Here is a 25,506-nt window from a genome sequence, read left to right on the forward strand (position 1 = left end):
TTGAATTCGTTTACTGAGGGTGAATTTTCTGCCGGAGTTGGCAAGATTTCAATGAAAAAGCAAGGTCATGAACCTTGCTTTGCAATTCAGAAATTATAGTTGAAAAACATTGAGGCTATCAGCTTGGTTTGGAATCTTTTCTGATAGTGATTAAATATCGAATAAATGTATAAAAATCAACTCACAGCAATTCTTTGAGCGACATATATAGTCAAATACCCAATTTTTATATTAATAATTATTTATTTGGACCGTAAGTTTTGCATTCCGTATCCGTTTGCTTGACCTTATGGATGGTCGGGTCAGTGCCGCACAGCGGGCAGTCCGGATTTTTTTCTATACTGATAATAGAAAACTCTGAGTTTAAGGCATCGTACATGAGCAATTTGTTTTTAAGGATATTTTCATGACCGATGATTAATTTTATTGCTTCTGCTGCTTCAATGAATCCCATTACTCCGGGAACGGGTCCCAGAATACCGGTTTCAGCGCAGGTCAGCCCTACTCTTGAAGTTTCCGGATATATGCAGCGGTAGCAATGGCCTTCGCCCGGAACAAGAGTTGTGTTCATTCCGTTGAATCGCAGCACTCCTGATTCAATTAGCGGTTTATTTAAGAAGTGGCAGGCATCGTTCATCAGAAGACGGGCAGGTATGTTGTCTACAGCGGAAATTACCAGGTCATATTCCCTGACCAGCTCCATGACATTGTCCTCGTCCAAAGGAACATCGTGCTTGTTGATATTTATGAATGGATTTATGTCTTTCAGGAAAGCTTCAGCCGAGTCTACCTTTGACATGCCCAGGCGTGAAACAGTGTGAAGTATCTGCCTGTTCAGATTGCTGATTTCAACCTTGTCGTTGTCAACAAGACCTATGGTTCCCACACCGGCCATGGTAAGCAAAAATGCTGCAGGAGAACCAAGACCGCCGGCTCCCACAATCAGAACCCTGGCGTCGGACAACTTTTTCTCATCCTCATGGCTTAGGAAAGGTTCATCCTCTTTCATGAGTTTGTCAAAAAACATCCCGGTTTCTCCGTCTTCAGCAGTTTCAAATTCCATGGAAAGAATATCCATATACAATAGGTTCCTTTGAACTTCACCTATGTTAAGGCAAAGCTTGACTGCTTCCACGGCACACAGGGCACCTGACAGGGCCGCCCCGGCGGTGCCAAGCTTAAACTGAAGGCCGTCATTGCTGCAGGATTTAGAAGATGTTATACCTTTTAAATTTTCAACAAAACTCTCAAAACCGCCAATGCTGTCAAATGTCTGCAGGGTGCATTTCCATCCGCTGCTAAGGGCCACAACCACAGGCTGTGACATGACATGTTCCTTAACATTTTTCACCAGTTCGGCGCTTCCCAATATGACACTGCATGAGAACTCAGTGGTTTCGTCCAATCCGCACCCGCCGCTTAAGAGGGATTGCTCGTCAACTAGCTCTATGGAAATGTCATTGTTGAAGTCCTTTATGCTGTCAAACAGATTTTCATATCCTCCGATGTCTTTAAGACAGCAGTATATACGTGTTATTCCCGAAGCTGCCAGGTAGTACAGAAGAAAAGACAGTTGTTCTACAGATTCACCGTATGTGAACACCTTTGTGTTCAGCAGCTTCTTCTGTCCCTTGCCTCCGATTTCAGGCATGATGATATGTCTCATGTGTCTGTTTATTTGTTCTTTTGTAAGTATCATGAGCTCACCTTTGATTTTTTGTAGTCATCTATTGCGTTATGAAGCGCATCAGCTGCTATGTTCGAGCATTGCAGCTTTTGAGGAGGAAGACCTCCAAGGGCTTCCGACACAGCTTCATTTGTTATTTCCATGGCCTCAGTGATGGTTTTGCCCTTTGCCATTACAGTAAGCATGCTGCTTGCAGCAATTGATGCACCGCAGCCGAACGTCTTGAACTTGACGTCTGTCAGGATATCGTTGTCCACTTTTATATAAATTGTTACCTTGTCGCCGTCCACAGGATTTCCTATGTGTCCTATGCCGTCAGCTTCGGCAATTTCACCGGCGTTTCTTGGGTCTGAGAGATGATCCAGCACTATATCATTGTACAAAGTGATACCTCCTTTGCATCTATTTTTTAGTCTCAATGGAAATATTATAATTCCCATCAGATTAATATTAAAGATATTATAATACTATGAAAACCATAAGTCAAACAATAATGTTGATCATGAAATCCCTATGTTGATCAAAGAATCTCATACACCTATTTTAACAATAGGACTGTTATATTATTGACGTTGAGTTGAAAAAAATATATAATCATACAAGCAAGGTATGAAATTATTATGTTATTATAGTACATCCATTGATCTGCAAATTATTTTCCGAAAATTCTATTGCTGAAAGGAAGTGAAGTTGGCAAAGTGCAACAACTTTGCCATGGACAGATGAAAATTTCTACTAAGGGCCGCTATGCGCTCAGACTTATGCTGGATCTAGCCTTGAACAACACCGGCGAATATATCAAAATAAAAAATATAGCTGAAAGGCAGGAAATATCGGAAAAATACCTTGAGCAGATAGTGACTGCCTTAAGCAAGGCAAATTACGTTAAGAGCGTCAGAGGTGCCCAGGGAGGGTACAAGCTGGCAAAATCACCTGAGGAATACACGGTCGGCATGATATTGCGGCTTACGGAAGGCAGCCTTTCTCCGGTTGCCTGCGTTGAAGACTGCAGCGAATGCAACAGGACTGACAACTGTGTCACCATAGAAGTTTGGAGAAGGCTTGATGATGCAATCAACAATGTGGTTGACAACATAACCCTGGCTGATCTGGTCGAATGGCACATGCAAAAGATAAGCAACAACTTCATAATATGATATCAAATATTAAAGGCCCTCATGCATTTAGGGCCTTTGCTATCCATTCAAATCATTTACAAGAGAGATCTTCCCTGCAGCCTTTCCGGATTCGTAGTATTCGTGGGCCTTGCCTATTTCAGAAAACTTAAAGCTGCTGCTGTCCTTCAGGATGCTTATTTTTTCTTCTTCTACAAGATTTTTAACCTGGTTTAGGATGTCTCCTATTTCATGACGGTTGCTTCCGGTCAGGACAGGCAGCACGATAAATATGGCCTTGAGGCCGATTGCCTTGCTGTGCATCATGGCCAGGTCAAGAGATACCCTTGTGTTGGTTGTGCAGACAAGCCCGTCTATTTTGACTGCCTTGAAGCTGTTCAGCAGGTTGTTTCCTCCGATTGTGTCAAAAACCACATCGAAGCCTTTGCCGTTTGTATTTTCGGCTACATACTGCTCTACTTCTGATTCCTTGTAGTTTATTGTGTAATCAGCTCCAAATTTTCTTGCTATTTCAGCTTTTCTGCTTCCGGATACAGTGGCGTAAACAATGGCTCCCTGCAGCTTTGCCAACTGAACTGCCATGTGCCCCACACCCCCAGCGGCACCGTGTATGAGAACTTTGTAGCCTGGTTTGATTTCCGATTTTTCCATTATTGCCCTCCAGGCGGTTATGCTCACGAGAGGATACATGGCAGCCGTTTCATAGTCAGTGTTGGCGGGTTTCAGGCTCATTAGGTCCTGGTCCACCAGCGTGTACTGGGCCAGTGCTCCGCATTCGCCCTTTACTCCTCCCACGAATCCAAAGACCTGGTCTCCTTTTTTAAACCTGCTTACACCTTCTCCAACATCTTCAACCACACCAGCAAAGTCAGCATTAAGTACCGCCGGAAATGGAGGAATGATGGCTGGTGTAAGACCGGATCTGATTTTTGTTTCAAGGGGGTTAAGGCTGCTTGCTGCCACCTTTACAAGCACGTATCCCGGTTTCGTTTCAGGTTTTGGAATCTCTGTCTGTTCAAAAACTTCCGGACCCCCTGTTTTGTTCAATACCATTGCTTTCATTGTCATACTCCTTTTATTTGTTTTTATGTTATTCTTATACCCAATTTATTTTTCTTTAATACTTTTTTTGCTTCATAAATTCTACACATGCATTGAATATAATTAAATAAAAAACGGAGGGAAAAATGAAAAAATTACTATATGTTTTTATAGCTTCAGTTATATTGCTTGGATCCACAAAACAGGCCTATGCTGCCAACATGGTATCAGAAATGGCTGTTAACAAGGGCGGACAGTCCGTTGCAGAATGTGCAAGAACCATGGAAAAAGGCGTTTCCGAATGTGCAAAGGCAGAGGTATGCGAATAATAGTCAGATGTAACTTTTAGCCCCGGGTATCCGGGGCTTTTTCATTTGCGGCAGCCGGAGATCAAAGCTTCGTATGGACTTATTTCTAAGGCTGATATATAATGTAAGTACATTTCATGATTTGGAATATGTAACGTCAGGAGAAAAAATGATTAACGACAGACTTTATGTGGGTACAATCGCGTGTGATGCTGCACAGGTTGCAGGTGAATACGGGCTTGGCATCGAGGTGGATGAATTTTGCACCGCATCCAACATGGACGGGGAAATTTTTAAGGAGATTGATTTAAGGGTAAGGAAAAAGATGAGTGTTTCAGACAGACACATTTTCCATGCTCCATTCAACGAGCTTTTCCCTGCTGCAGTGGATCCCCTGGCAGTGGAGCTGGCATTTAAAAGGTTTGAGCAGTCCTATGCTTTGGCTCGTGATCTGGGCATCAAAAGGATGGTTGTTCACACAGGTTATGTTCCCTTCTTCTATTTCAAAAGCTGGTTCAAGGAAAGGTCCGTGGAGTTCTGGAAGAAGTTTATGAGCGACAAGCCTGTAGACTTCGGCATCATGATTGAAAATGTGCTGGAGGATGAGCCCCAAACGCTGGCTGAAATCATTGAAGGAATCAATGACAGCAGGGTGACAGCATGCCTGGACATAGGTCATGCCTTCTGCAAATCCAAGCTGGAACTGACGGAGTGGATAAAAACCCTCGGCCCATGGCTGGGTCATGCCCACCTTCACAACAACGACATGTCCGACGACTACCACTGGCCTCTGGGAATCGGACACATTGACATGAACAGGGTATTGGAAGAGCTTACGAAAAATTCCCGCAGCAGTCTTACATTTACCGTTGAAAACTCCCAATGTAATGAATCAGTTCGGTGGCTGAAGGACAACGGCTGGATATATGAAAAAAATGTCATAAATGACATATTGAAATGAATTTGGCTTTATGTTAAAATTGTAGAAATTGAATACTATGATTGTTATTATGCAAGGAAGTCGGGTGAGAATCCCGCACGAACCGGTCACTGTGTACGCTGAGCAAACTTCAGCCGCTAAAGCGGCAGCCACTGTCTATGATGGGAAGGCGAAGGAAGCTATGAAGCAAAGTCAGGATATTTGCCGACAATTGCTCTTGGCTGTTTTCCTGGTAGGAACAGTGCGGATATATATGTTATATAAGAATGTTGAGCATTTGCCGAACAAATATCGGCAAGTGCTTTTTATTTTGCAAAAAAAGGTGAGGAGAACATGAATAAGAAAAATTACATGAAGTGTTTTAGGGCAATAAGCATCGTTTTATGTCTTGTTACGGCACAAAGCTTTATGCTGCCTGCCATGGCCGCAACCGCTGCGGACAACGGAATTGGGGCAGTTATGGACAACGTGTCCCTGAGTCTTATGAACAACATCTCTTCGGCAGAAAATCCATGGTCAGTCATTGGCCTGGCACGCTCCGGCAAGGATGTTCCTGACAAATATTATGACATTTATGTTAAAAGCCTGGAAGAAAAGCTCAAGTCCAGGGGAGGAGTGCTTAACCAGAGAAAGTATTCAGAGTACTCAAGCGCTGTTCTGGCTTTGACCGCTCTTGGAAAGGACCCTGCTGATGCAGCGGGCTACAATCTGCTGGAAAAACTGTCGGACTATGACAAGGTTGTAAGCCAGGGCATAAACGGTGCTGTATGGGCGCTTATTGCCCTTGATGCGGGAGGGTACGCTGTGCCTCAAGCGGAAGGCGTCAATAACCTGACTTCCCGTGAAAAGCTGGTGGATCTGATGGTTTCCAGGGAGCTTCCCGGCGGCGGGTGGTCCATGGGCGAAAGCAATGCTGACCCGGATGTGACGGCCATGGTTTTGCAATCTCTGTCAAGCTACATGGACAGAGAAGATGTGAAGGCAGCAGCAGACAGGGCTGTTGAAGCTCTTTCCCGCATGCAGAAAGATGACGGAGGCTTTGAATCATGGGGATACGAGAACTCTGAAAGCGCATCCCAGGTTCTGGTGGCCCTGTGTTCCCTGGGTATAGATCCTGCCAGAGATGTGAGGTTCGTCAAGAACGGAAATACTGTGGTGTCAAATCTCATAAACAAGTTTTACAAAAAATCTGCCGGAGGTTTCATGCATACGGAAGGGACACCAGTGGATGAGCTTGCAACCAACCAAGCATTCTATGCGATTGCCGCATATGAAAGATTTCTATCAGGCAAAACAAATCTGTACGACATGAGCGATGTGAACAGGCCGTACAATGAGTCTTCAAAGCATGACAGCCTTGAGAATCCGGACCAAAAGGAATTTCACAGCGAAATCTCACCAGAGATATCAGCAGTAAGAAAAGCTGCAGCCAGGCTGGCAGGTATGATTTTAAGGGTTGCAGCTGTACAAGGCAGAAGGTGACAATATGAAGAACAGGAAAATCTGGATAGTTTTATTGCTTTTTTTTCTGGGAGTGTGCACAGCTTTGGCGTTACAGCTGGCAGCTGAAGGCCTGGACAGCAATACACCGACTGCGAAAGACGAGGAAGCAGCAGTGGCGCATTCTGAACAGCCTGAAACTCAAACAGGAAAGCAGGATGTGCTTCCGGAGGACAAGGAACTGAATGATGACAATGAAACGCCTGCAGCTGAAAATGTCCTTGCAAAACCGTCTAAGGATGCCGATCCTTCGGATGACGTGGATGGTAAAAACGATGACGGTGCCAAGGCTGAAAATGAAACCGTGAACCAACCTTCAGAAGCTGAAGCTTCCAAAGCCGATGAATCAGATGCTGCAAAAGAATTAAAATGCACCCTGTCTGTGGACTGCAAAACCATACTTGACAACATGGACAGGCTGAATCCGGAAAAGGAGGACATCTTACCGGAGGACGGAATTATATATGGAGCCCGTGAGGTTGTGTTCTACCAGGGTGAGACCGTATTTGACGTGCTTCTGAGGGAAATGAAAAACAACAGGATTCATATGGAATACTCAATGAATCCGCTGTATAACTCAGACTACATAGAAGGAATAGGAAATTTTTACGAGCTTGACTGCGGTGAGCTGAGCGGCTGGGTCTACCTGGTAAACGGCAAGTCTCCCAATTACGGAAGCAGCCAGTACAAATTGTCTGAAAATGATGTGATCCAATGGAGGTACACCTGCGACCTGGGAAGAGATGTGGGGGCGGCTTTTGACGGAAAGGACGGTTCAAAGCAATGAAAGACACATTCAGCACCTATCATCCGCTGATTAATCTGGCATTTTTCACTCTGGTCATAGGTGTATCAATATTTGCGTTGCATCCTGCGGTGCTGCTCATATCTTTTGCAAGTTCATTTGCATATTCGGCGAAGCTGAACAAAAGAAAGGCGCTGAAGTTCAACCTTCTTTTCCTGATGCCTGCCATGGTGGTTGCAGCAGTGTTTAATCCTCTCTTCGTTCACGAGGGAGCCACGGTTTTGTGGTATTTCCCAAGTGGAAATCCTCTGACGCTTGAATCCTGCGTTTATGGAGCAGTTTCATCCGTCATGCTTGGAACTGTCATCATGTGGTTTGGCTGCTTTAATCATGTGATAACGTCCGATAAGCTCATTTACCTGTTCGGACGTTTAATGCCATCATTATCCCTGACTTTGTCCATGGTGCTGAGGTTTGTTCCCAGATACAAAGCACAGGCAAAGGTTGTTTCAAACGGTCAAAAGTGTCTTGGCAGGGACATTGCAAGTGGAGGAATTCTTGAAAGGGCGTCAGGGGGCCTTAAGATACTTTCAATCATGCTTACATGGTCCCTTGAAAACGGCGTTGAAACGGCAGACAGCATGAAGTCCAGGGGATTCGGGCTTAAGGGAAGGACCAGCTTTTCAAACTATCGCTTCGACAGAAGGGATGCAGGAGCTGCCCTTGCCATGGCGCTGCTGGCAACAGCCTTTATGATGGGCGCTTTTCTTGGATTTTTAAAAATCAGGTTTTACCCGACGGTAAAGTTTGCAACAGTTTCAGGGGCAGCACTGGCAGTGCATGCTTCGTTCATGGCCTTGTGCTTTATGCCCCTGATCATTGACGCTGCGGAGGAAATAAAATGGAGCTATTTAAAATCACAAATCTGAGCTTTACCTATCCCAACAGGGAAAGCCCGGCTCTTGAAAAAATAAATCTGACTGTAAAACAAGGCGAGTTTGTTACATTATGCGGCAAAAGCGGATGCGGCAAAAGTACGCTGCTGAGGCACATGAAAACATGCCTGGCGCCCTTCGGCATAAAATCCGGGGAGGTGTTTTTCAGGGGAAGAATCCTTGAGGAGTCCGATGAAAGGACGCAAACCTCAAAAATAGGTTATGTGATGCAAAATCCCGACAACCAGATAGTGACGGACAAGGTTTGGCATGAGCTGGCCTTCGGACTTGAAAGTCTGGGATTTGACAACAGGACCATCAGGCTGAGGGTGGCTGAGATGGCAAGCTTCTTTGGGATTCAAACCTGGTTCATGAAGGATGTTTCACAGCTGTCGGGAGGACAGAAGCAGCTTCTTAACCTCGCATCCATAATGGCAATGCAGCCGGATGTGCTCATACTTGACGAACCCACATCCCAGCTGGACCCCATCGCCGCCAATGACTTCCTTGAAACCGTTAAGAAAATCAACAGGGACATCGGCACCACCGTAATCATGTCGGAACACAGGCTTGAAGAGGTTTTTTCCATAAGCGACAGGGTAGTTGTAATGGACAGAGGAGCAGTCATAGCTGACGGGCCGCCCCGCCAGGCAGGCAGCAAGATTGTAAGCGAAAATCACCACATGTCTATGGCCATGCCTTCAGCCTTAAGGATAGCTGCAGAGGTTTCTCACCATGTTGGCGCAGTCACAGAGGACCTGCCCCTGACTGCCAGGGAAGGCCGGGAATGGATGGACACCTTGTTTGAAAAAAGAGAAGTAAAATATGATTTGTCCCTGAAGAGGGATGAATTAAACTCCGACGAAGAAACAGCGGTGGAGATTTGCGATGCATGGTTCAGGTATGACCGAGACGGAGAAGACATCATCAAAGACCTGTCCATGAAGGTCAGGAAGGGGCAGTTTTATGCCATAGTGGGAGGAAACGGAACCGGAAAGACCACAGCCCTTTCTCTCATTTGGGGGCTCAACCGTCCTTACAGGGGAAAGATTCTCATAGACGGAAAGGACATAAGAAAGCTGGGTGTCAGGGAACTTTTCAGAAACAACCTTGGAGTGCTTCCTCAAAACCCGCAGTCCCTGTTTTCAGAAATGACGCTTGAACGAGACCTGTACGAGGTTCTGGACAGCAGCATTGATGCTGAGGAGAAAAAAGCAAAAGTAAAAAACACAGCAGATTTGCTGGAGCTGGGAGGATTGATGCATTCACATCCCTATGACTTAAGCGGAGGAGAGCAGCAAAAGGCGGCCCTGGCAAAGATACTTCTTCTCAAACCAGGGATACTTCTTTTGGATGAACCAACAAAGGCTCTTGACAGCCACTTCAAGAACAAACTGGCTCAAATTTTGAAAAAGCTTCAAAAGGATGGAACAACCATTGTAATGGTTTCTCATGACATAGAATTTTGTGCTGAGTATGCGGATCTGTGCTCGCTGTTTTTCAACGGCACCATCGTAGCAACGGACACACCGGAAAAATTTTTCTCCGGAAACAGCTTCTACACAACCGCTGCCAACAGAATCTCAAGAAACATATTCAAAAATACCGTAACGGCCGGGGAGGTGATTGAACTGTGCAGGAAAAACTGTTCATAACCAAAGGGGAAGCCTCTGGAAAAAAGGCAAAAGGCCTGCGGACGGCAGTATCTGCTTTCATCATCACAGTGCTCATACCGGTCACCATATGGTTTGGAGTTAGTTTTCTCAATGACAGGAAGTATTACTTCATAAGTCTCATGATTATCATTTACGTCCTGGTACCATTTTTCATGATGTTTGAAAACAGACAGCCCCAGGCAAGGGAGATAATCGTGATTTCAGTGCTGTCATCTGCTGCTGTTGCAGGCAGGGCAATGTTTTTCATGATACCTGCGTTCAAGCCCATGATAGCCATAGTGGCCATATCAGGAGTGGTGTTCGGCCCTGAGTCAGGTTTTGTAACCGGAGCCCTTTCTGCCTTTGCATCAAACTTCATATTTGGGCAGGGGCCCTGGACGCCGTGGCAGATGATAAGTCTCGGGCTCATAGGATTTGCTGCGGGAACATTGCATAAGGCAGGGGTTTTGAAAAAAAGGAAATTTGATCTTTGCGTATTCGGCTGCCTTTCAACGTACATGATCTATGGGGGAATAATGAATTTTGCATCCGTTGCCATGTATACAAGCAAAATAAGCAAATCAGCTTTGATGGCGGCATACATATCGGGAATACCTTACGACACAATCCACGCATTCTCAACGGTCTTCTTCATGCACGTCCTTTCGGTACCAATGATTGAAAGGCTGGATAGAATAAAGCTGAAGTACGGAATGATGAGGAAAGGTTAAATATATTTAAACAACAAGGAGGAGAACATGTTATTAAAAAAAGGATTCAAGAATTTTAAAAGGACAATGTCTTTTGTCCTGGCAATCACGCTTCTATTGGCGGGAATGCCCTTTGGAATATCATCTGCTGGGGCAGTGACAGCTTCTCAAGATGAAGCCCTGGACAGGTATGCGCTTGAAGCTGTCAGGAGCAGTTACAAAAACTACGTTATGGGAACAGCGGTGGACGGAGGAGGATACAATACCTTCAGCTCCTACGACGCATACATACTGGCAAAGGCAGGAGCTGATTTAAGCAGCTGGGAACGCAGCGGAACAAATTTTGCCGATGAAGTGGTAAAGCTGCTGGATGATACAATATCAAAAGAAGATAATGCATCTGCCAAGAGAGTTGCTCAGGATTACCTGGCTGCTAAGGCCCTGGGAGAAACTGAAAGGGCAGCAGCTCTTATAGGCATGCTGAAAAGTAGACAAAACGAAGCAGGAGAACTTGACAGCGGAGCATGGAGCGTATACAGCAACCTTCCCGCCTACGACCTGTTTGGAAGGGAAGGCACACTGTCAGGTTACGGATTCAATGATGACAAGGCGGCTCTGTATGTGTTAAACGCTCAGGATTTTTCGGGAGCATGGCCTTCGGGGGATTACCAGGATTTCATGTCCACTGCTCAGGCGGTAAGGGTGCTTAAGGGTGTTCAAGGCACAACATCAGTAACTGCTTCTGCAATTTCAGCAGCCATTGACAGCGCAACGTCATGGATGCAAAGCCGCCAGCAGGCGGACGGAAGTTTTGTGGACGGCTGGGATGATATTACAACAGACACCTCGGAGATGATTTACACAGCAAATGTTCTGGGAGAGGATGTTTCTGCTCTAGTTAGCTCTGCAGGCAAAAGCCCGGTTGATTATATGGCTGGGGATAGTTTTTCAGACGGAAACTTCGGAAACATTTCGAGCACCACATGGGCTCTTGACGCTTATCTGCAGCTTGGTGCATCAATATCATCAGATTCCGTCATAGCTGTGAAACCGGACGTGTATTCTGCCCAGCTGAGTGCCGGAAGCACAAAGCAGCTGAAGGCATACGCAGTTAAGCTTGACGGTTCTGTCCTGGATGTGACGGATTCAGCATCATGGATATCTTCCGATTCAACCGTGGCGGAAGTAAGCAGTGCAGGAACCGTCAGTGCAAAGAAAACAGGAACAGCTGAAATGACAGTGTCCTATGGAGGCTGCTCTTCAAATATTGCCCTGTCCATAGGCGAAATAACAGCAGCAGTGGGTTACAAGGTTGAAGTGGCAGTCATCGGAAAATCAGGAGACGTAATATACGGACCCAAAAGCGTAACGGTTTCAGCTAGCGATGAATTTGGCGGAACGGCCATGAGTGCGCTGGATGCAACCGGGCTTGACTGGGAGTTCGGAGACACCTACGGATTTGTTGAGGAAATAGACGGCGAACAAAACCAGGGCCTCAACGGATGGATGTATGCGGTTAACGGCAGGTTGCCCAATGTTCTGGCTGTGAACAAGACCGTGAAAAGCGGAGACAAGGTACTGTGGTGGTACAGCAAGTCATCCATGGACGGCATACCCGATTGGCCTTCTTCTTCCGCACTAGCAGCAACCGCTGCAAAAAGCACTGAAACCTCAGATTCGCTGCGTGATTATGCCGGAAAAATAAGGGATGAAAATACCGTTCTTAACTCCGAAAACAAAATGACAGCGGAAGAAGCGTCAAAGGTTTCAAAGGAACTGGCAGACAACAAGTCCTCATGGACACTTAAGTATGAAGGCAAAGAGTCTGCATACTCCGACGGTGAAGTTTCGCTGCTGATGGCTGAAGGTTCCCTCAGCAAAAACACAAACATAACTGTCAGCGAACTTGTAGAAAAGGATTATCCGAAACAATTTGCCGTAAGGATAAAATCTTCTGTGTACGAGTTCGGACCTGAAGGCACAAAGTTTGATGAACCTGCTGTCATTGGAATCAGAATAGCCCTGGACGATGACACCCATGCAGAAAGACTGACAGCTGCTTACTACAGCCAGTCAGACGACAGGTGGGTGGTCATTCCATGCGTCATAGACATGAAGACAGGCCTTGTGGTATTCAGGACTGATCACTTCTCAAAATTTGCAGTTGTTGAAACAGAAAGAAAAGTATCATTTGACGATGTGGGTGAACATATGGCATGGGCAAAGGAAGCAGTTGAGGTTCTTGCAGGAATGGGAATAATAAACGGAACAGGAAACGGCTTTGAACCAAACAGATCAATAACCCGTGCTGAATTTGTAAAGATCATATCCGAAGCCATGGGCTACGGTGATGCCGGAACAGCAACAGGTACCTTCGCCGACCTGGACAGCTCACAGTGGTATGATGGCTATGTAGCCAAGGCTTTTGCAAACGGAATTGTCAAGGGTGACGAAAACGGAAACTTCAGACCGCAGGATACCATCAGCAGGTACGAAATAGCGGTTATGCTGAGAAGGCTCAGCGGTGATGAAACAAGCAGCAGCTTAAGCTTCGAAGATGCTTCAGATGTTCCGGATTGGGCTGTTGAAGGTGTCAGGTACGCCGCAGGAGAAAGGCTTATGAACGGCTATGAAGACAACACATTCAGAGGCAGCAGACCAATGTCTAGGGCAGAAGTAGCAGCAGTAATGTACAGGTATATGAACTTAATAAGCAAGTAACTGAATGATTTCAATTGTATCTCAGGGCTCCGGATTTTTCCGGAGCCCCTTATTATTTTATTGACAATTGACCCTGTATAGCCTATTATTTAAGTAGTTATAATAACTACATAAAATCGTTAAAGAAAAAGGTAGACATATGGAAGATAACTTGGATTTATATGAATACAGCAGGCTTATGAGCCAGGTGAGGCTCACCCGATGGCAGGAGCTGCCGAAGTTTCCCATATACTGCGACCAGCTGCTTCAGATAGTGAAGGATGAACTGTCGTTCATGAAGCTGGACAACGACAATCTCATAACCAAGAGCATGGTCAACAATTATGTGAAGTGGGGAATGATTCCCAAGCCTGTAAAGAAGAAGTACGAGAGGCTGCATACGGTTCAGATGATTGTGATAACAATTCTTAAGCAGATACTGCCCATTTCGGAAATCAAAAACGGCATTCAGCTCCAGTCATCGCTGTATGGCAGTGAAGGGGCCTATGATGCATTTTGCGAAGCCCTGGAGGATGCCATGAAGAGAGTTTTTATGCCTATTGTTGAAAAAAAGGAAGTTTATGAAACGGAAAAAGTGCACATAGAATATGACAGGCTTGCCATTTCTTCAATAACAACCGCACTGGCAAACAGAATGCTGACAATGAAAATAATTGAAACAAAAATAAATGCAAATACACCAAATAAAAAGGGAGAAGCCCATGAATGAAAACAAAATCGCAATAATGACAGATTCATGCTCTGACATTCCACAAGTGCTGCTGGACAGATTCAACATCTACCAGGTATCATTAAGCATCAACTACAAGGACAAATCATACCACGACAGAATCGATATCACTCCAGAAGAGGTATATGAAAACCTGCACAACGAAATACCACACACAAGCCTTCCCACAATGGGGGAAATACGAGAAATGATAGAAAGGATTGCGGCGGACGGGTGCACGGAGATAATAATTCCGGTGATTTCTTCAGGGCTCAGCGGCACCTACAACGCCGTCAGGACGGTTTGCAGCGAATTTCAAAACATCAAGACGGCTGTCATAGACACGAAAAACATAGCGCTTGGTTCCGGCTTTCTTTCTGTTTATGCAGCACAGCTGGCCGAAAAGCATCTGAGCTTCGACGAAATCGTTAAGAAAGTAGAAGACAAAATTCAAAGCTCACACATCTACTACAGCCTTCAGACTCTCCATTATCTTGTGAAGGGAGGAAGGCTTGGACGGGTGGAAGGAATGATTGGAAGCATGCTCAACATAAAGCCCATCATAGCCTGCGATGAAGACGGTATCTATTACACTGTTGAAAAGGTCAGAGGAAGAAAGCAAAGCATCAATAAGCTCATGGAAATTGTACAGAACAAGCTGAAGGGCAAGAAAAGCTATTACTTGGCTGTCTGCCACGGCTATGCCCAGGAAGAGGCTGAAAATATCAAGGAAAGAATGAAGCCGTATATAGAAGGTGCGGCAATTTTCATGGAAGGTCAGATATCTCCGGCTCTGGGAGTTCACACTGGCCCGGGACTCATAGGCATAGGGTGTTTTGACCTTGATGATTGATTGATAAATCGGGCAGAGTATCAGACTGCAGTTGTTAAGTAAAAAGGAGGAATCCACCGTTCTGGATTCCCCCTTTTATATGGGCACAATCATCTTGAAGCTGCTGAACCACTCATTTCATTGCAGAATTTGAAGTATTTTTTCCGGTGCTGGTTTCTCCTGTACCTGGCAATTGAAACGTAATCCATGTACTCCTTATCCCTTTGTTTTTTCAGTTCTGCGTAATCCTTCAATAAAGTGTTTTTAAATTCCTCCTGCGACATGCCCATAGGTTCCCCCTTGAAATTATTGTCCTTACGGTCTTATTTAACTATATGACAGTTTTGTAAACGTAATTCATTTAAAGTGTAAAATGTAAGTTTTATATTGTAAAAAATTAGGGATGAAACTATACTGCTGCAGGATGACATAGACATCCAATGCATCTGCTTGCAAAACTTCCGGTTAGTTGATATAGTAGTAGTACAACAATGAGAAGGAGGTTCAATATGGATAGATGTACCTGCTGTGCAAGGCATGGAAGACTGTGCATTGACAACGTGCCCATATTCCACGATATGGATCCGGAAGAAAAGGAAAGCATAATGAACGCTTCAGTTCACAGGAAGTACAAAAAGGGAGAAAGCATTTTTATGGCAGGAGATTCTTTCGACAGCCTTTTTGTGGTGAACAGTGGTTCGGTGAAAATATACAAGATTTCAGCCATGGGCAGGGAACAGATACTGCGCATACTTGAACCCGGCGGGTTCATGGGTGAACTTTCCATGTTTTCCAACACGGTCATGAATAACAATGCAGAGGCGCTTGAGAATTCGGAAATCTGCATAATTAACGGCAGGACGGTAAAGGAGCTGTTGCTTAGGAAACCTGAAATGGCAATCAAGTTTCTGCAGTCCTACACCAGAAGAATAGAAGAATCTGAAGAGCTTATTGAACAGATAGGGCTCAGGGATGTGGAACAGCGAATAGCCAATTACCTGCTGCTTGAAATTGATAAAAATCCTGATGCTGACAAGAACAAGGAAATCACTTTGACGCTGCCTGTCAGCAAAAAAGATCTGGCATCCCTCATAGGAACTTCTCAGGAAACCCTCAGCCGAAAGCTGTCTGTTTTTCAGGAAGAGGGTATCATACGGCTGAGCGGCCAGAGAAAAATTATCGTATTGGATGCAGATGCTCTGAAGCTTATGAAATGAAAAAGTTCTCCCTTAAAGGAGATTCATACTATTGATATACCCCGATTGTCATCCTGAACGATAGTGAAGGATCCCATCTTTATTGAAAACATGAGATTCTTCGGCTACGCCTCAGAATGACAACGTCCATAAATATACTTTGTCATCAAACGGAATCTCCTTTTGCAGGAGATTTCGTTTTATTGAGTTGCTTTTTCTTCCAGCTCGAAAAGCCTTGGGAACAGGATGTTGCTTTCAAGGTGTATGTGCTGAAAAACATCGGATTCAAGCTCTTCAAGCTTTTTATAGGTCATTTCATATGTTTCGCAGCCGTCTTCGGGGGCTGTGAAGTCATTTGTTATGGTTCTCAGCTCTTTCAGTATGTTTCCTGCTCCGGTGTGTTCGTCCTGAAGTTCGCGTATGACTCTGACCGCTTCCTTAAGGTCATGAGAACTGCCGGAAGTTTCAAATTTTTTGATTGCAGGATACTGCAGCTCTTCTTCCTTAGAAAGGTGCAGCTCCAACTCCATCTTAAGCGTGTGGAACAGCTTGTGAACTCTTGAAAGCTCCGGATGGCTTCCTCCGTGAACCCTTAGGATTGTGGTGGACAGCCTGCTGATTTTCGGAAGTTCAGACCACAGGTACGCGTGGTGCGTGTTTACGATGTGTTCCGTCAGGCTGCTCAGAGGTGCTGCCTGCCAGTTCTTTTCCGAATCCTGCTCATTGGCAAATGCTTCATACAAGCTGTTTAGTTTTCCCACAACTTCCACTTCATCAAGATGCTGTTCCTCTATGGCTTCAATCAGAGGACGTTCACCTCCGCAGCAAAAATCTATTCTGTATTCTTTGAACAAGTCTTTTGATTTCGGGAATTCCGTAGCGATGTTTCCTATTTTTTGTGTGCTGTTGAATTTATTCATAATATCCTACTGTAATATTTAGATTATTATCCTGTTAGTTATTTCATATCCATACCCGAATGATACAACATTTATACGTCAAATTCATTGATTCAAATCAAATTTTCAATTTGCCCGAAAGAAATTCTTTTCTATTTGAAGTGATAACTAAATTATTTTTACTAAAAGTACGAGTTAATAAAATAATGAAAAATAATAGTTGCTAAAAATTCAAAAGAGATGTAATATAGAACGAAATAATAAAAAAATAATTACTAAACACAAGGAGAAATAATGAGCAACAGTACTATAAGGGATATTAAGTTTGAAAATGAACCTGTTCTGAACTATCTTGCAGGCAGCTGGGAAAGGGCAGAACTTGAAAAGGAGCTGTCAAGAATAAAGAATGAATTCCTGGATATTCCCGTCATAGTTGGAGGTAAGGAGATTAAGACAGGAAATATCGGTAAATGTGCTCTTCCTCACAATCACAGCCTTGTGATAGGCCAGTATCACAAAGCAGGAAGAAAAGAAGCAGAACTAGCAGTAGAGGAAGCATTGAAGGCAAAAAAAACATGGGAAGGAATGAAGCTTGAGCAGAGGGTTGCAATTTTTCTTAAGGCTGCTGAACTTGCATCCGGACCATGGAGAGCAAGACTTAATGCTGCAACAATGCTGACACAGAGCAAGACGTATAAACAGGCTGAAATTGATTCTGCATGCGAGCTTGTAGATTTTTTAAGATTTAACGCATACTGTTTGGTAGAACTCAGCGGGGAGCAGCCCATATCAGTAAAAGGAATATGGAACAGGACTGAGTACAGGCCGTTGGAGGGATTCGTGTTTGCAGTATCGCCTTTCAACTTCACATCAATAGCGAGCAATCTTCCAGGAGCTCCTGCAATTGCAGGAAACACAGTTGTGTGGAAGCCTGCATCAAACACTGTATATTCATCATACGTTGTGTTCAAATTGTTCCAGGAAGCCGGGCTTCCTGATGGAGTCATCAATTTCATTCCCGGTGACTCAGGAGATATAAGTGATGCAGTGCTATTAAACGAGCATCTGTGCGGTTTGCACTTCACCGGTTCCACGAAAGTGTTTCAGGATATGTGGACAAAAATCGGTACCGGCATAGCATCGTACAGGACATTTCCAAGAATAGTAGGAGAGACGGGGGGCAAGAACTATGTAATAGCTCATCCTTCCGCCGACAGAAGTCTGCTTATACAGGGGCTTGTGGACGGTGCATTCGAGTTTCAGGGGCAAAAATGTTCTGCAGCGTCAAGGGTATACATTTCCAGAACAGTATGGACTGATATTAAGGAGGAATTTCTGTATAAGACAGCGAAATTGAAAGTTGGAGATGTCGAGGAAGTTGATACTTTCATGGGTGCGGTAATCGATAGGAAATCATATGAAACGATAAAATCATACATATATTATGCTAAAAATTCTCATGATGCTGAAATAATAGCAGGAGGACAGTGCGAAGACAGCAGGGGATACTTTGTACAGCCCACTGTTATTCTCACGGACAACCCACGCTTCAAGACCATGGAAGAAGAAATATTCGGACCGGTTTTAACAATATATGTTTATAATGATGAAGATTATGAGGAAATTTTAAGACTTTGCGACAGAACATCGATTTACGGTCTAACCGGAGCTGTGTTTGCAAAAGAAAGGCAGGCAATCGAAGAGGCGGAAAAGACCCTGATTCACTCAGCCGGAAACTTCTATATCAATGTAAGACCCACAGGTGCTGTTGTTGGACAGCAGCCCTTTGGAGGTTCAAGAAAATCAGGAACAAATGACAAGGCGGGCTCAAAGTTTAATCTCATTCGCTGGCTGAGCCCAAGAGTAATAAAGGAATATCTTGCTTAATGCAATACAATCCGTAATTCTTACCCTTTTGTAATATTCGCTTAATGTTTCCGTGGTATAATTTAAGTAACACAGAAATAAAGGGGTAATCAAATGAAGAAAAGAAACATGCATAAGTACATATTCGCGTCGCTGCTGGTGACGGCAACGGTTGCTTTGAATCCGATTCCCAGGGTTTACGCCGATACGCCCATAAAGCTGGTTATAGACGGACAAAAGGTAGAATCGGATACTGACCCGTTCATTAAGGACGGGAGGACGCTGGTTCCCATCAGGGTTGTTGCCGAAAATCTAAAGGCCGAAGTAACATGGGACAATGAAAACAGAACAGTACATATTTCCAAGGACGGCAAAGAAATTGAGCTTCGCATAGACAGCCACCTGGTGGAATTCTCTCAGGGCGGCGAAGAATCCTACAGCGTGCTGGATGTTGCTCCAATCATAAAGGACGACAGAACCTTTGTGCCCATCAGGCTGGTGAGCAACGCCCTTGGGGCAGGAATTGAATGGAACAACGACGAGAGAGCCGTATATGTGGATTCTTCGGTTCCTGCGGAAATTATTCCGTTTTTTGATGTTGAAATATCATCGGTAGAGCCCGGACAGCTGGTTGAAGGAACCACGTATCTAAATACATTGATTCCTGATGCGCCGCCAAAAGGAGCATCTGAAATCAGATACCTGCTTTTAAGCCGCGAAACTTCCAGAGGCTTTATTGTTGCAAAGGGAACGGATTTTAATGTTTCCTACAAGTGGATGCCTTCCATGGAAGACAACGGAGACAAGGTTCTTGTGGCAGCGTTCTACGACGCCGGCGGTAATTTTCTGGCAGGACATGCAGTACCTGTGACTGTCAGCATAAATCCCCAGATCACACTAACCGGTCTCACTGAAGGAGAGACCATAACTGCAAACAGTGTGCCGCTGGCAACAGAAATGAATTTTTCCGCTGCATACGTAAAATATGAAATAATAAACCCCGACACAAACGCCTACTACATATCTCCGGGACTTGATCCCATCGGCGGCTTTACCATGGTACCGGTTATGGAAGATAACGGCAACATGTCAGTGAGGGTAATAGCCTACGATACTGCAGGCAATGAATACAAGAGCGAATACGTGAACGTGAAGGTTAATGTGGCCAGAAAAATCAATTTAGGCGGAGTAGTACAGGGACAGACAATCGATGGTTCCGTCACTCTGAGCACATCGAGAAACTTCAACGTGTCTGAAACGGAATATGTGTCGGTAGATCCTGCAACAGGCGCAGAAACAGTTTTGTACAAGGCAGGCTACGGAAGCTACAGCTGGTTCCCGGGACCTGACATGGCAGGGAACAGGCAGATTTACGTTAGAGTAAAGGATACGGCAGGAAACAGATATGCCAGCGGTCTTGTGACGGTATTTGTTAAGGGAACACCGAGAGTTCTGCTGCAGGGAGTTGGACCGGGACAGGTGGTTTCAGGAACACTATCTCTCAACGTGAAAAGCAACGTGACACCGGACAGCATCAAGTACGTATTGACCAACAACAAAACCGGAGCCTCAAGGGTTCTGGATCAGTCATCGTACACACCGGCTGCAGGTGATGACGGCAGCTACAGCATAAGAGCCGAAGGAACCTACAAGGGAAACACGTTAAAAACCGAAGATGTGACATTTACAGTGTACATGGGCACCCTCTACACAGCGAAGCCCATAGTTGAAAAAAGCAGCTTCATGGAGTTCGCTTCCAAACTTGCCCAGGAAACAAAAGAAACAACAGGAATGTCTGCTGCGCTTCAAACTGCGCAGGCCATACTGGAGACAGGCTGGGGACAAAGCGTTCCGGTTGACAAGTATGACGGTCAGTTTTCCAACAACCTGTTTGGAATCAAGGGCTCAGGCTCAGCGGGTTCCGTAACCTCCAACACGTGGGAGGAGTACAACGGGGTGGCGTTTAGAATAGATGCCGAGTTCAGGGCTTACAAGAATGCCAGCGAGTCATGGGCAGACCACAACGATCTGCTGCTGACAAAAAGCAGGTATGCTCCCTTCAGGGAAGTGATGTTTGACAGCACACAGGGCGCATGGGCGCTGCGAAGGTGCGGATATGCCACGGATTCACAGTATTCGGTCAAACTCATCAACATCATCAACCTGTACAACCTTAAAAAGTTTGATGAGACAACAATCTAAATATATAGGTGTATGATAACTTCATACGCCTTTTTTTGTACCATTATATGGAACTGCCGGTCCGCCATGCGGAACGGCCTGATTGAATTGTTGAAGGATTTACAGTATAATTGATAAAATGATTATGCAAAGGAGGTTTTACCATATGTACGGCTATTGGAAAACGATTCTGAGAATTAATTTGACAAACCACACGTACAGTACAGAAACTCTGGATGAGAAATACATAAAACTGCTGCTGGGAGGAGCCGCACTGGGAGCTAAAATACTGCTGGATGAAGTTGAGCCGAAAATAGATCCCCTGTCTCCGGAAAACAAGATAATTTTTTCTCTTGGCTTTATGCAGTCCGTTAACTTTCCCGGCAATGCAAAATGGACTGTTGTGACTAAGGGACCGCTGACCGGTTCTTTTCTTGATTCTGCAGGTACAGGAGCATGGGCTCCGCAGATGAAGAAGGCAGGCTATGACGTCTTGATCATTGAGGGTAAATCCGAAAAACCGGTATATGTTTTCATCAATGACGACAAGGTTGAATTCAGGGATGCATCTTCCATATGGGGAAAAGATACGGTGGAAACTTCCCTGATGATAAAGGAGGAGTTGGGTGATAGGCGAATCAACGCCATAAACATCGGACCTGCCGGAGAAAAAATGAATCCCATAGCATGCATAAGCTGCGACGGACATTCTTTTGCAGGCAGAGGCGGAGCAGGAGCCATAATGGGTTCCAAAAATTTAAAGGCTGTAGCAGTGTGGGGCACAAAACAGGTTCCAGTTGCTGATTTGGAGGAAGCTCAGAAATTAGCCAAAGATCTTTTTGTAAGACTTCATGAAACAGCAAAAGGAGGAGGCGGCACTCCTGATGTAATGGTTCCCCTGGAGGAGCTTGGAGATGTTCCGATTAAATACTGGCGTGGAGACGTCTGGCATCATGGAGCAAAAATGATAGGAACACCCAGGTACACAGAGCTTTTAAACGTGAAACCTCTGCCGTGTCAGAACTGTCCTGTAGGATGCCACAGACACATAAACCTGAAGCTAAAGGACGGAAGCATACTGGATGGAAATGGACCGGAGTATGAAACCCTTGGAATGTTAGGTTCATCTCTTTTGCTGGACGACCTGGAAGCCATAGCCGTTGCAAATGACAGGGCAAACAGAAGCGGAATTGATACGGTATCTCTGGGTGCGTACATAGGTTTCATTATAGAATGTTATGAAGCAGGTTTTCTTAGCGCTGAAGAAATAGGAATGGTTCCCAGATGGAACGATGAAGAGACGCTGTTGTATCTTGAAGATAAGTTGGCAAATCTTCAGGGAATCGGAAGTATGTTTAAAAAGGGAATAAGGGGAGCGGTGGAAACAATTGGTCAGGAATCTGCCGGTATAGCTGTTGAAGTAAAAAATCTTGATTTACCTGCCCATGATCCAAGGGCTGTATATGGACTTGCAGTAAATTATGCAACAAGCCCCAGGGGGGCCTGCCATGAACGCGGAAATCCTCAGGCCAGCGCCTTGGGATTGTTCTATCCTGATTGTGAAATGGATTCTCCCCCTGAAAGGTTTGACGAAAGCACTGCAGGTTACTGCGCATATATCTATCAAAACACAAGCATGCTTTACAACAACCTGACCATGTGCAAATTCATGGTAAATAACGGCGGGCTTACAGTAACCGAAATAGGCAGGGAGCTGAAGGCAGCCACAGGGCTGGAATATTCGAACATGGAGCTTCTTAGGACTTCGGAAAGAGGTATTGCGTTACAGAGGCTTGTTAATGTCAGAGACGGAATGAACCGCAAGGATGATACGCTTCCGCCAAAAATGCTTCAGGCTGCAGTTATCGGAGGAAGGGCCGGAAAAAGTCCTGCAGGCTTCAGCAAGATGCTTGATGACTATTACAGGCTCAGAGGCTGGGATGAAAACGGAATACCAACAGCAAAGGCTCTTCAGGAGCTGGGGCTGGAAGAATATATTTCAATGCTGCCTTAGCTGCATAAAGGGGTGGATTATGGTAAAGGTAAAGTTTTTCGGTGTCCTGACCAACATGATGCCGGAAAAAAATGAAGAAGGATTTTGGATAACAGACGGAAAGGGAAAAACCATCAGAGAACTGCTTGATTCATCGCCTCTTCGGGAAACGAGCGTAAGATACACGGTATATGTGAACAATGAAAGGCGGGACACCTCTTACATACTTGAGGACAGCGACACTCTGACTGTTCTTCCGCTTTTGGCCGGTGGTTAATATCTGATAATCAATATGGATTAATAATATAAGGAGGAAGTATTATGTTAAAAGCAAACGTTGGCTCATACACATCATCAAATGCCTTTGAGGCAGGAAAAACGGCAGGAGTGAAAGCAACAGAGGGACTGGGAAAACCAAAGGTCGCTTTTATGTACAGCAGTGTGAACTATGATCAGGATGAACTGATTAAAGGTGCAAAGGAAGCTATGAACGGAGTGCCTATAATTGGAAACACATCATTCACAGGAATAATAACACCTGAAGGATTTATTACAGGCGATTGTTTTGTTGGAATTATGGCCATGGATGATGACATGACAGTAGGTGTGGCAGGCGTTCCCAAAATGAACGATGCAGTAAGCACAGGCTCTGAAGCAGCCAGAAGAGCCCTTGAAAATGCAGGCAGGACAGATTCTCCAGATTATTTTTACATGGTTGCTCCTCCCGGAGAAGAGGAATTTTATCTGAAAGGCATTACCGGAGTTATCGGAAGAGTTCCTTTCTTTGGAGGAAGCGCAGCTGATAACTCCATATCAGGAGAATGGAAACTTTTCACAGACACCGGTTCATTTGCAGACGGTGTTGCGGTTGCATTCTTCTATACAGGCAAGACGTTCGCCAATAAGTTTACGGGTGCTTACAGGGAAACTGCAAAAGCAGGGGTAGTGACAAAAGTTATAGGCAACAGAGTATTGGCTGAAATAGACGGCGTGCCGGCTCTGGAAAAGTATGCCCAGTGGAGCGGCAAAGATGTAAAAGACCTGCAGGGCATGAATCTGCTGGGAGCATCAATCTGTGCTCCCATAGGAGTCAAGGACCGCCTGGGCGACCTTGTAGCCATAAGGCACCCAATGAACGGAAATGAAGACAACACCATGAATCTTGGAAACAACGTTGCTGTTAACACTGCCGTAATTTATATGGAAGGTTCAGCGGATGAGCTTATTGCATCCACCGGAAAGACATTAAACGAGCTCAAGGAAAAACTTGGAACAGATGCAGGAGCCTATCACCTGGTTCACTGCGGCGGCAGGAGAGCAGGAATAGACAACAGAATAGATGAAGCTGTAAAGGAAATCAAAGAAGCAGCTGGAAATGTGCCATTTATTGCAGAATTTACATTCGGTGAATACGGGTACGAACAGGACGGCATAAATACATGCGGAGGACTTATGTTGTCCTTTACGGGATTTTCAAAATAAGACTAATGGCTGTTGCACATATATGCAGCAGCCATGTTTTAATTTTTGTAACCCAGTCTTCTGGATATTTCGATTGCAATGACAACTATGTAGCCGGCTATGTCATTTATTTTTTCATCCGGCAGCTGCTCCAGGTTGCCGCTGCCGCTGACAGCAGCAATAACTTCTCCTCTGTAGTCGTAAATGGGAGCAGCGATGCAGCGTTGTCCAACAATTTGTTCCTGATCATCCATTGCCCATTTCTGAATTCTGATATTCCGAAGCTCTTTCTTCAATTCTTTCAAGTCACAAATGGTATTTTCGGTATACCGTTCAAATTTGCACTGCTCCATAATGTCCTCAAGCTCTGTTTCAGACAGCGAAGACAGCAAACATTTTCCGAGTGATGAACAATAGGCAGGCACCCGGTAGCCGATTTGCGTGTACAGTCTCATATTGGTGAATGTCTCCAGCTTTTCGATGTAAATGACATTTTCTCCATCAAGCACTCCCAGGTGCGAGGTGAGGTTATATTTTGCTGACAGTTCCATCAGGTAGGGGCGTGCTTCTGTTTGGAGTTCCAGTTCATTAATATGACAGCCGACTATTTCTATGAGCTTCAATCCCAGCTTGTATTCCCCGTTCTTGTTTTTCTCCACATAATTTCTTGCGTGCAGGGAAGATAAAATCCTGTGTACAGTCGTTTTGTGCAGGTTGGTTTTTTTTGATATTTCTGTTACGCCTATGCCCTTTTGTTCTGTTGACAGTAATTCGATTATGTCCAGCGTTCTGTCGATCACCTGTATATTGCTGTTCTTATCTTCCATAGCCATACGTTCTCCTTTGGAATAAGCTGTTGAATGAATTTTTTATCAATATGCTGATTATATTTTACTATCATAAAATGCATTAGTCAATACAATGGAATGTTTGGCTTCGGGCAGGAATTTCGGATTGTCAAATTTGGTTGTTTATTATTGTTAAAGCTGTA

Annotated in this window: 23 protein-coding genes and 1 riboswitch; of the genes, 17 read left to right on the forward strand and 6 right to left on the reverse strand. The window is 44.8% G+C overall.

Annotated features, from left to right (window positions below):
* Positions 1 to 238: 238 nt before the first annotated feature.
* Both AAGU76_RS18710 and AAGU76_RS18715 read right to left on the reverse strand, forming a co-directional pair.
* Complete coding sequence (locus AAGU76_RS18710) at positions 239 to 1,699, reverse strand: ThiF family adenylyltransferase (protein WP_342487043.1); 1,461 nt, start codon at positions 1,697 to 1,699, stop codon at positions 239 to 241.
* Positions 1,696 to 2,070, reverse strand: a complete 375-nt coding sequence (locus AAGU76_RS18715) for an iron-sulfur cluster assembly scaffold protein (protein WP_342487044.1) — start codon at positions 2,068 to 2,070, stop codon at positions 1,696 to 1,698. The genes AAGU76_RS18710 and AAGU76_RS18715 overlap by 4 nt, the downstream gene beginning before the upstream one ends.
* A gap of 339 nt (positions 2,071 to 2,409) precedes the next feature.
* Between AAGU76_RS18715 and AAGU76_RS18720 the strand changes: the two genes are divergently transcribed.
* Entirely contained in the window at positions 2,410 to 2,844 is a 435-nt protein-coding gene (locus tag AAGU76_RS18720; protein ID WP_342487045.1) for an Rrf2 family transcriptional regulator, read from the forward strand.
* 39 nt (positions 2,845 to 2,883) lie between these two features.
* Here the strand turns inward: AAGU76_RS18720 and AAGU76_RS18725 are convergent, their stop codons facing one another.
* Positions 2,884 to 3,885 (reverse strand): zinc-dependent alcohol dehydrogenase family protein, encoded by a 1,002-nt coding sequence (locus tag AAGU76_RS18725; protein WP_342487046.1) that lies wholly within the window; start codon positions 3,883 to 3,885, stop codon positions 2,884 to 2,886.
* A 125-nt stretch (positions 3,886 to 4,010) separates the two neighbouring features.
* On the opposite strand from AAGU76_RS18725, the gene AAGU76_RS18730 reads away from it, so the two are divergent.
* The 10 genes from AAGU76_RS18730 (at position 4,011) to AAGU76_RS18775 (ending at position 14,940) form a co-directional block, all read left to right on the forward strand.
* The gene (locus AAGU76_RS18730) at positions 4,011 to 4,193 is read left to right on the forward strand and encodes a hypothetical protein (protein ID WP_342487047.1); all 183 of its coding nucleotides are present in this window, start codon (positions 4,011 to 4,013) and stop codon (positions 4,191 to 4,193) included.
* Positions 4,194 to 4,341: 148 nt separating this feature from the next.
* Positions 4,342 to 5,133 (forward strand): TIM barrel protein, encoded by a 792-nt coding sequence (locus AAGU76_RS18735; protein ID WP_342487048.1) that lies wholly within the window; start codon positions 4,342 to 4,344, stop codon positions 5,131 to 5,133.
* Positions 5,120 to 5,336: riboswitch (cobalamin riboswitch) on the forward strand. It overlaps the preceding gene by 14 nt.
* A 109-nt stretch (positions 5,337 to 5,445) precedes the next feature.
* Positions 5,446 to 6,594 carry a prenyltransferase/squalene oxidase repeat-containing protein gene (locus AAGU76_RS18740; protein ID WP_342487049.1) on the forward strand — a complete coding sequence of 383 codons (1,149 nt, stop codon included), beginning with the start codon at positions 5,446 to 5,448 and terminating at the stop codon, positions 6,592 to 6,594.
* Between the two features lie 4 nt (positions 6,595 to 6,598).
* Positions 6,599 to 7,399 carry a DUF4430 domain-containing protein gene (locus AAGU76_RS18745; protein WP_342487050.1) on the forward strand — a complete coding sequence of 267 codons (801 nt, stop codon included), beginning with the start codon at positions 6,599 to 6,601 and terminating at the stop codon, positions 7,397 to 7,399.
* Entirely contained in the window at positions 7,396 to 8,286 is an 891-nt protein-coding gene (locus AAGU76_RS18750) for an energy-coupling factor transporter transmembrane component T (protein ID WP_342487051.1), read from the forward strand. The genes AAGU76_RS18745 and AAGU76_RS18750 overlap by 4 nt, the downstream gene beginning before the upstream one ends.
* A complete protein-coding gene (locus tag AAGU76_RS18755; RefSeq protein WP_342487052.1) occupies positions 8,259 to 9,947 on the forward strand; it encodes an energy-coupling factor transporter ATPase in 1,689 nt (562 codons plus the stop codon). The genes AAGU76_RS18750 and AAGU76_RS18755 overlap by 28 nt, the downstream gene beginning before the upstream one ends.
* The gene (locus tag AAGU76_RS18760; protein ID WP_342487053.1) at positions 9,926 to 10,678 is read left to right on the forward strand and encodes an ECF transporter S component; all 753 of its coding nucleotides are present in this window, start codon (positions 9,926 to 9,928) and stop codon (positions 10,676 to 10,678) included. The genes AAGU76_RS18755 and AAGU76_RS18760 overlap by 22 nt, the downstream gene beginning before the upstream one ends.
* 27 nt (positions 10,679 to 10,705) lie before the next feature.
* A complete protein-coding gene (locus AAGU76_RS18765; RefSeq protein WP_342487054.1) occupies positions 10,706 to 13,378 on the forward strand; it encodes an S-layer homology domain-containing protein in 2,673 nt (890 codons plus the stop codon).
* A 139-nt stretch (positions 13,379 to 13,517) separates the two neighbouring features.
* The gene (locus AAGU76_RS18770; protein WP_342487055.1) at positions 13,518 to 14,087 is read left to right on the forward strand and encodes a DUF1836 domain-containing protein; all 570 of its coding nucleotides are present in this window, start codon (positions 13,518 to 13,520) and stop codon (positions 14,085 to 14,087) included.
* Positions 14,080 to 14,940, forward strand: coding sequence for a DegV family protein (locus AAGU76_RS18775; RefSeq protein ID WP_342487056.1), 861 nt, complete (start codon positions 14,080 to 14,082; stop codon positions 14,938 to 14,940). The genes AAGU76_RS18770 and AAGU76_RS18775 overlap by 8 nt, the downstream gene beginning before the upstream one ends.
* 89 nt (positions 14,941 to 15,029) lie before the next feature.
* On the opposite strand, the gene AAGU76_RS18780 is transcribed toward AAGU76_RS18775, so the two are convergent.
* A complete protein-coding gene (locus AAGU76_RS18780; protein ID WP_342487057.1) occupies positions 15,030 to 15,209 on the reverse strand; it encodes a hypothetical protein in 180 nt (59 codons plus the stop codon).
* A gap of 219 nt (positions 15,210 to 15,428) precedes the next feature.
* Here AAGU76_RS18780 and AAGU76_RS18785 point away from each other — a divergent pair, with 219 nt between their 5' ends.
* Positions 15,429 to 16,136: a Crp/Fnr family transcriptional regulator gene (locus AAGU76_RS18785; RefSeq protein WP_342487058.1), complete on the forward strand. Its 708-nt coding sequence runs from the start codon at positions 15,429 to 15,431 to the stop codon at positions 16,134 to 16,136.
* Positions 16,137 to 16,315: 179 nt separating this feature from the next.
* Here AAGU76_RS18785 and ric read toward each other — a convergent pair whose 3' ends face one another.
* On the reverse strand, positions 16,316 to 17,035 hold the full coding sequence (gene ric / locus AAGU76_RS18790) for an iron-sulfur cluster repair di-iron protein (RefSeq protein WP_342487059.1): 720 nt from the start codon (positions 17,033 to 17,035) through the stop codon (positions 16,316 to 16,318).
* 273 nt (positions 17,036 to 17,308) lie between these two features.
* On the opposite strand from ric, the gene pruA reads away from it, so the two are divergent.
* From pruA to AAGU76_RS18815, 5 genes are all read left to right on the forward strand, one after another.
* Positions 17,309 to 18,901: an L-glutamate gamma-semialdehyde dehydrogenase gene (gene pruA / locus AAGU76_RS18795; RefSeq protein WP_342487060.1), complete on the forward strand. Its 1,593-nt coding sequence runs from the start codon at positions 17,309 to 17,311 to the stop codon at positions 18,899 to 18,901.
* Between the two features lie 93 nt (positions 18,902 to 18,994).
* Positions 18,995 to 21,082 carry a stalk domain-containing protein gene (locus AAGU76_RS18800; protein ID WP_342487061.1) on the forward strand — a complete coding sequence of 696 codons (2,088 nt, stop codon included), beginning with the start codon at positions 18,995 to 18,997 and terminating at the stop codon, positions 21,080 to 21,082.
* A gap of 145 nt (positions 21,083 to 21,227) precedes the next feature.
* Complete coding sequence (locus AAGU76_RS18805) at positions 21,228 to 23,075, forward strand: aldehyde ferredoxin oxidoreductase family protein (protein ID WP_342487062.1); 1,848 nt, start codon at positions 21,228 to 21,230, stop codon at positions 23,073 to 23,075.
* A 19-nt stretch (positions 23,076 to 23,094) separates the two neighbouring features.
* The gene (locus AAGU76_RS18810) at positions 23,095 to 23,331 is read left to right on the forward strand and encodes a hypothetical protein (RefSeq protein ID WP_342487063.1); all 237 of its coding nucleotides are present in this window, start codon (positions 23,095 to 23,097) and stop codon (positions 23,329 to 23,331) included.
* Positions 23,332 to 23,375: 44 nt separating this feature from the next.
* Positions 23,376 to 24,536, forward strand: coding sequence for an FIST N-terminal domain-containing protein (locus tag AAGU76_RS18815; protein WP_342487064.1), 1,161 nt, complete (start codon positions 23,376 to 23,378; stop codon positions 24,534 to 24,536).
* 38 nt (positions 24,537 to 24,574) lie between these two features.
* On the opposite strand, the gene AAGU76_RS18820 is transcribed toward AAGU76_RS18815, so the two are convergent.
* Positions 24,575 to 25,348 (reverse strand): IclR family transcriptional regulator, encoded by a 774-nt coding sequence (locus AAGU76_RS18820; RefSeq protein ID WP_342487065.1) that lies wholly within the window; start codon positions 25,346 to 25,348, stop codon positions 24,575 to 24,577.
* Positions 25,349 to 25,506: the final 158 nt, after the last annotated feature.

Origin of the sequence: Sedimentibacter sp. (genome assembly GCF_038562225.1) — a bacterium.
Lineage (GTDB): Bacteria > Bacillota > Clostridia > Tissierellales > Sedimentibacteraceae > Sedimentibacter.

Excerpts from the sequence above, each read along its gene's own strand:
- AAGU76_RS18720 (WP_342487045.1), top strand. The coding sequence starts at position 2,410 with ATGAAAATTTCTACTAAGGGCCGCTATGCGCTCAGACTTATGCTGGAT.
- AAGU76_RS18800 (WP_342487061.1), top strand. The coding sequence starts at position 18,995 with ATGAAGAAAAGAAACATGCATAAGTACATATTCGCGTCGCTGCTGGTG.
- ric (WP_342487059.1), bottom strand. The coding sequence starts at position 17,035 with ATGAATAAATTCAACAGCACACAAAAAATAGGAAACATCGCTACGGAA.
- AAGU76_RS18780 (WP_342487057.1), bottom strand. The coding sequence starts at position 15,209 with ATGGGCATGTCGCAGGAGGAATTTAAAAACACTTTATTGAAGGATTAC.
- AAGU76_RS18775 (WP_342487056.1), top strand. The coding sequence starts at position 14,080 with ATGAATGAAAACAAAATCGCAATAATGACAGATTCATGCTCTGACATT.
- AAGU76_RS18765 (WP_342487054.1), top strand. The coding sequence starts at position 10,706 with ATGTTATTAAAAAAAGGATTCAAGAATTTTAAAAGGACAATGTCTTTT.
- AAGU76_RS18750 (WP_342487051.1), top strand. The coding sequence starts at position 7,396 with ATGAAAGACACATTCAGCACCTATCATCCGCTGATTAATCTGGCATTT.
- AAGU76_RS18725 (WP_342487046.1), bottom strand. The coding sequence starts at position 3,885 with ATGAAAGCAATGGTATTGAACAAAACAGGGGGTCCGGAAGTTTTTGAA.
- AAGU76_RS18820 (WP_342487065.1), bottom strand. The coding sequence starts at position 25,348 with ATGGCTATGGAAGATAAGAACAGCAATATACAGGTGATCGACAGAACG.
- AAGU76_RS18770 (WP_342487055.1), top strand. The coding sequence starts at position 13,518 with ATGGAAGATAACTTGGATTTATATGAATACAGCAGGCTTATGAGCCAG.
- AAGU76_RS18740 (WP_342487049.1), top strand. The coding sequence starts at position 5,446 with ATGAATAAGAAAAATTACATGAAGTGTTTTAGGGCAATAAGCATCGTT.
- AAGU76_RS18710 (WP_342487043.1), bottom strand. The coding sequence starts at position 1,699 with ATGATACTTACAAAAGAACAAATAAACAGACACATGAGACATATCATC.
- AAGU76_RS18735 (WP_342487048.1), top strand. The coding sequence starts at position 4,342 with ATGATTAACGACAGACTTTATGTGGGTACAATCGCGTGTGATGCTGCA.
- AAGU76_RS18785 (WP_342487058.1), top strand. The coding sequence starts at position 15,429 with ATGGATAGATGTACCTGCTGTGCAAGGCATGGAAGACTGTGCATTGAC.
- AAGU76_RS18815 (WP_342487064.1), top strand. The coding sequence starts at position 23,376 with ATGTTAAAAGCAAACGTTGGCTCATACACATCATCAAATGCCTTTGAG.
- AAGU76_RS18805 (WP_342487062.1), top strand. The coding sequence starts at position 21,228 with ATGTACGGCTATTGGAAAACGATTCTGAGAATTAATTTGACAAACCAC.
- pruA (WP_342487060.1), top strand. The coding sequence starts at position 17,309 with ATGAGCAACAGTACTATAAGGGATATTAAGTTTGAAAATGAACCTGTT.
- AAGU76_RS18755 (WP_342487052.1), top strand. The coding sequence starts at position 8,259 with ATGGAGCTATTTAAAATCACAAATCTGAGCTTTACCTATCCCAACAGG.
- AAGU76_RS18745 (WP_342487050.1), top strand. The coding sequence starts at position 6,599 with ATGAAGAACAGGAAAATCTGGATAGTTTTATTGCTTTTTTTTCTGGGA.
- AAGU76_RS18730 (WP_342487047.1), top strand. The coding sequence starts at position 4,011 with ATGAAAAAATTACTATATGTTTTTATAGCTTCAGTTATATTGCTTGGA.
- AAGU76_RS18810 (WP_342487063.1), top strand. The coding sequence starts at position 23,095 with ATGGTAAAGGTAAAGTTTTTCGGTGTCCTGACCAACATGATGCCGGAA.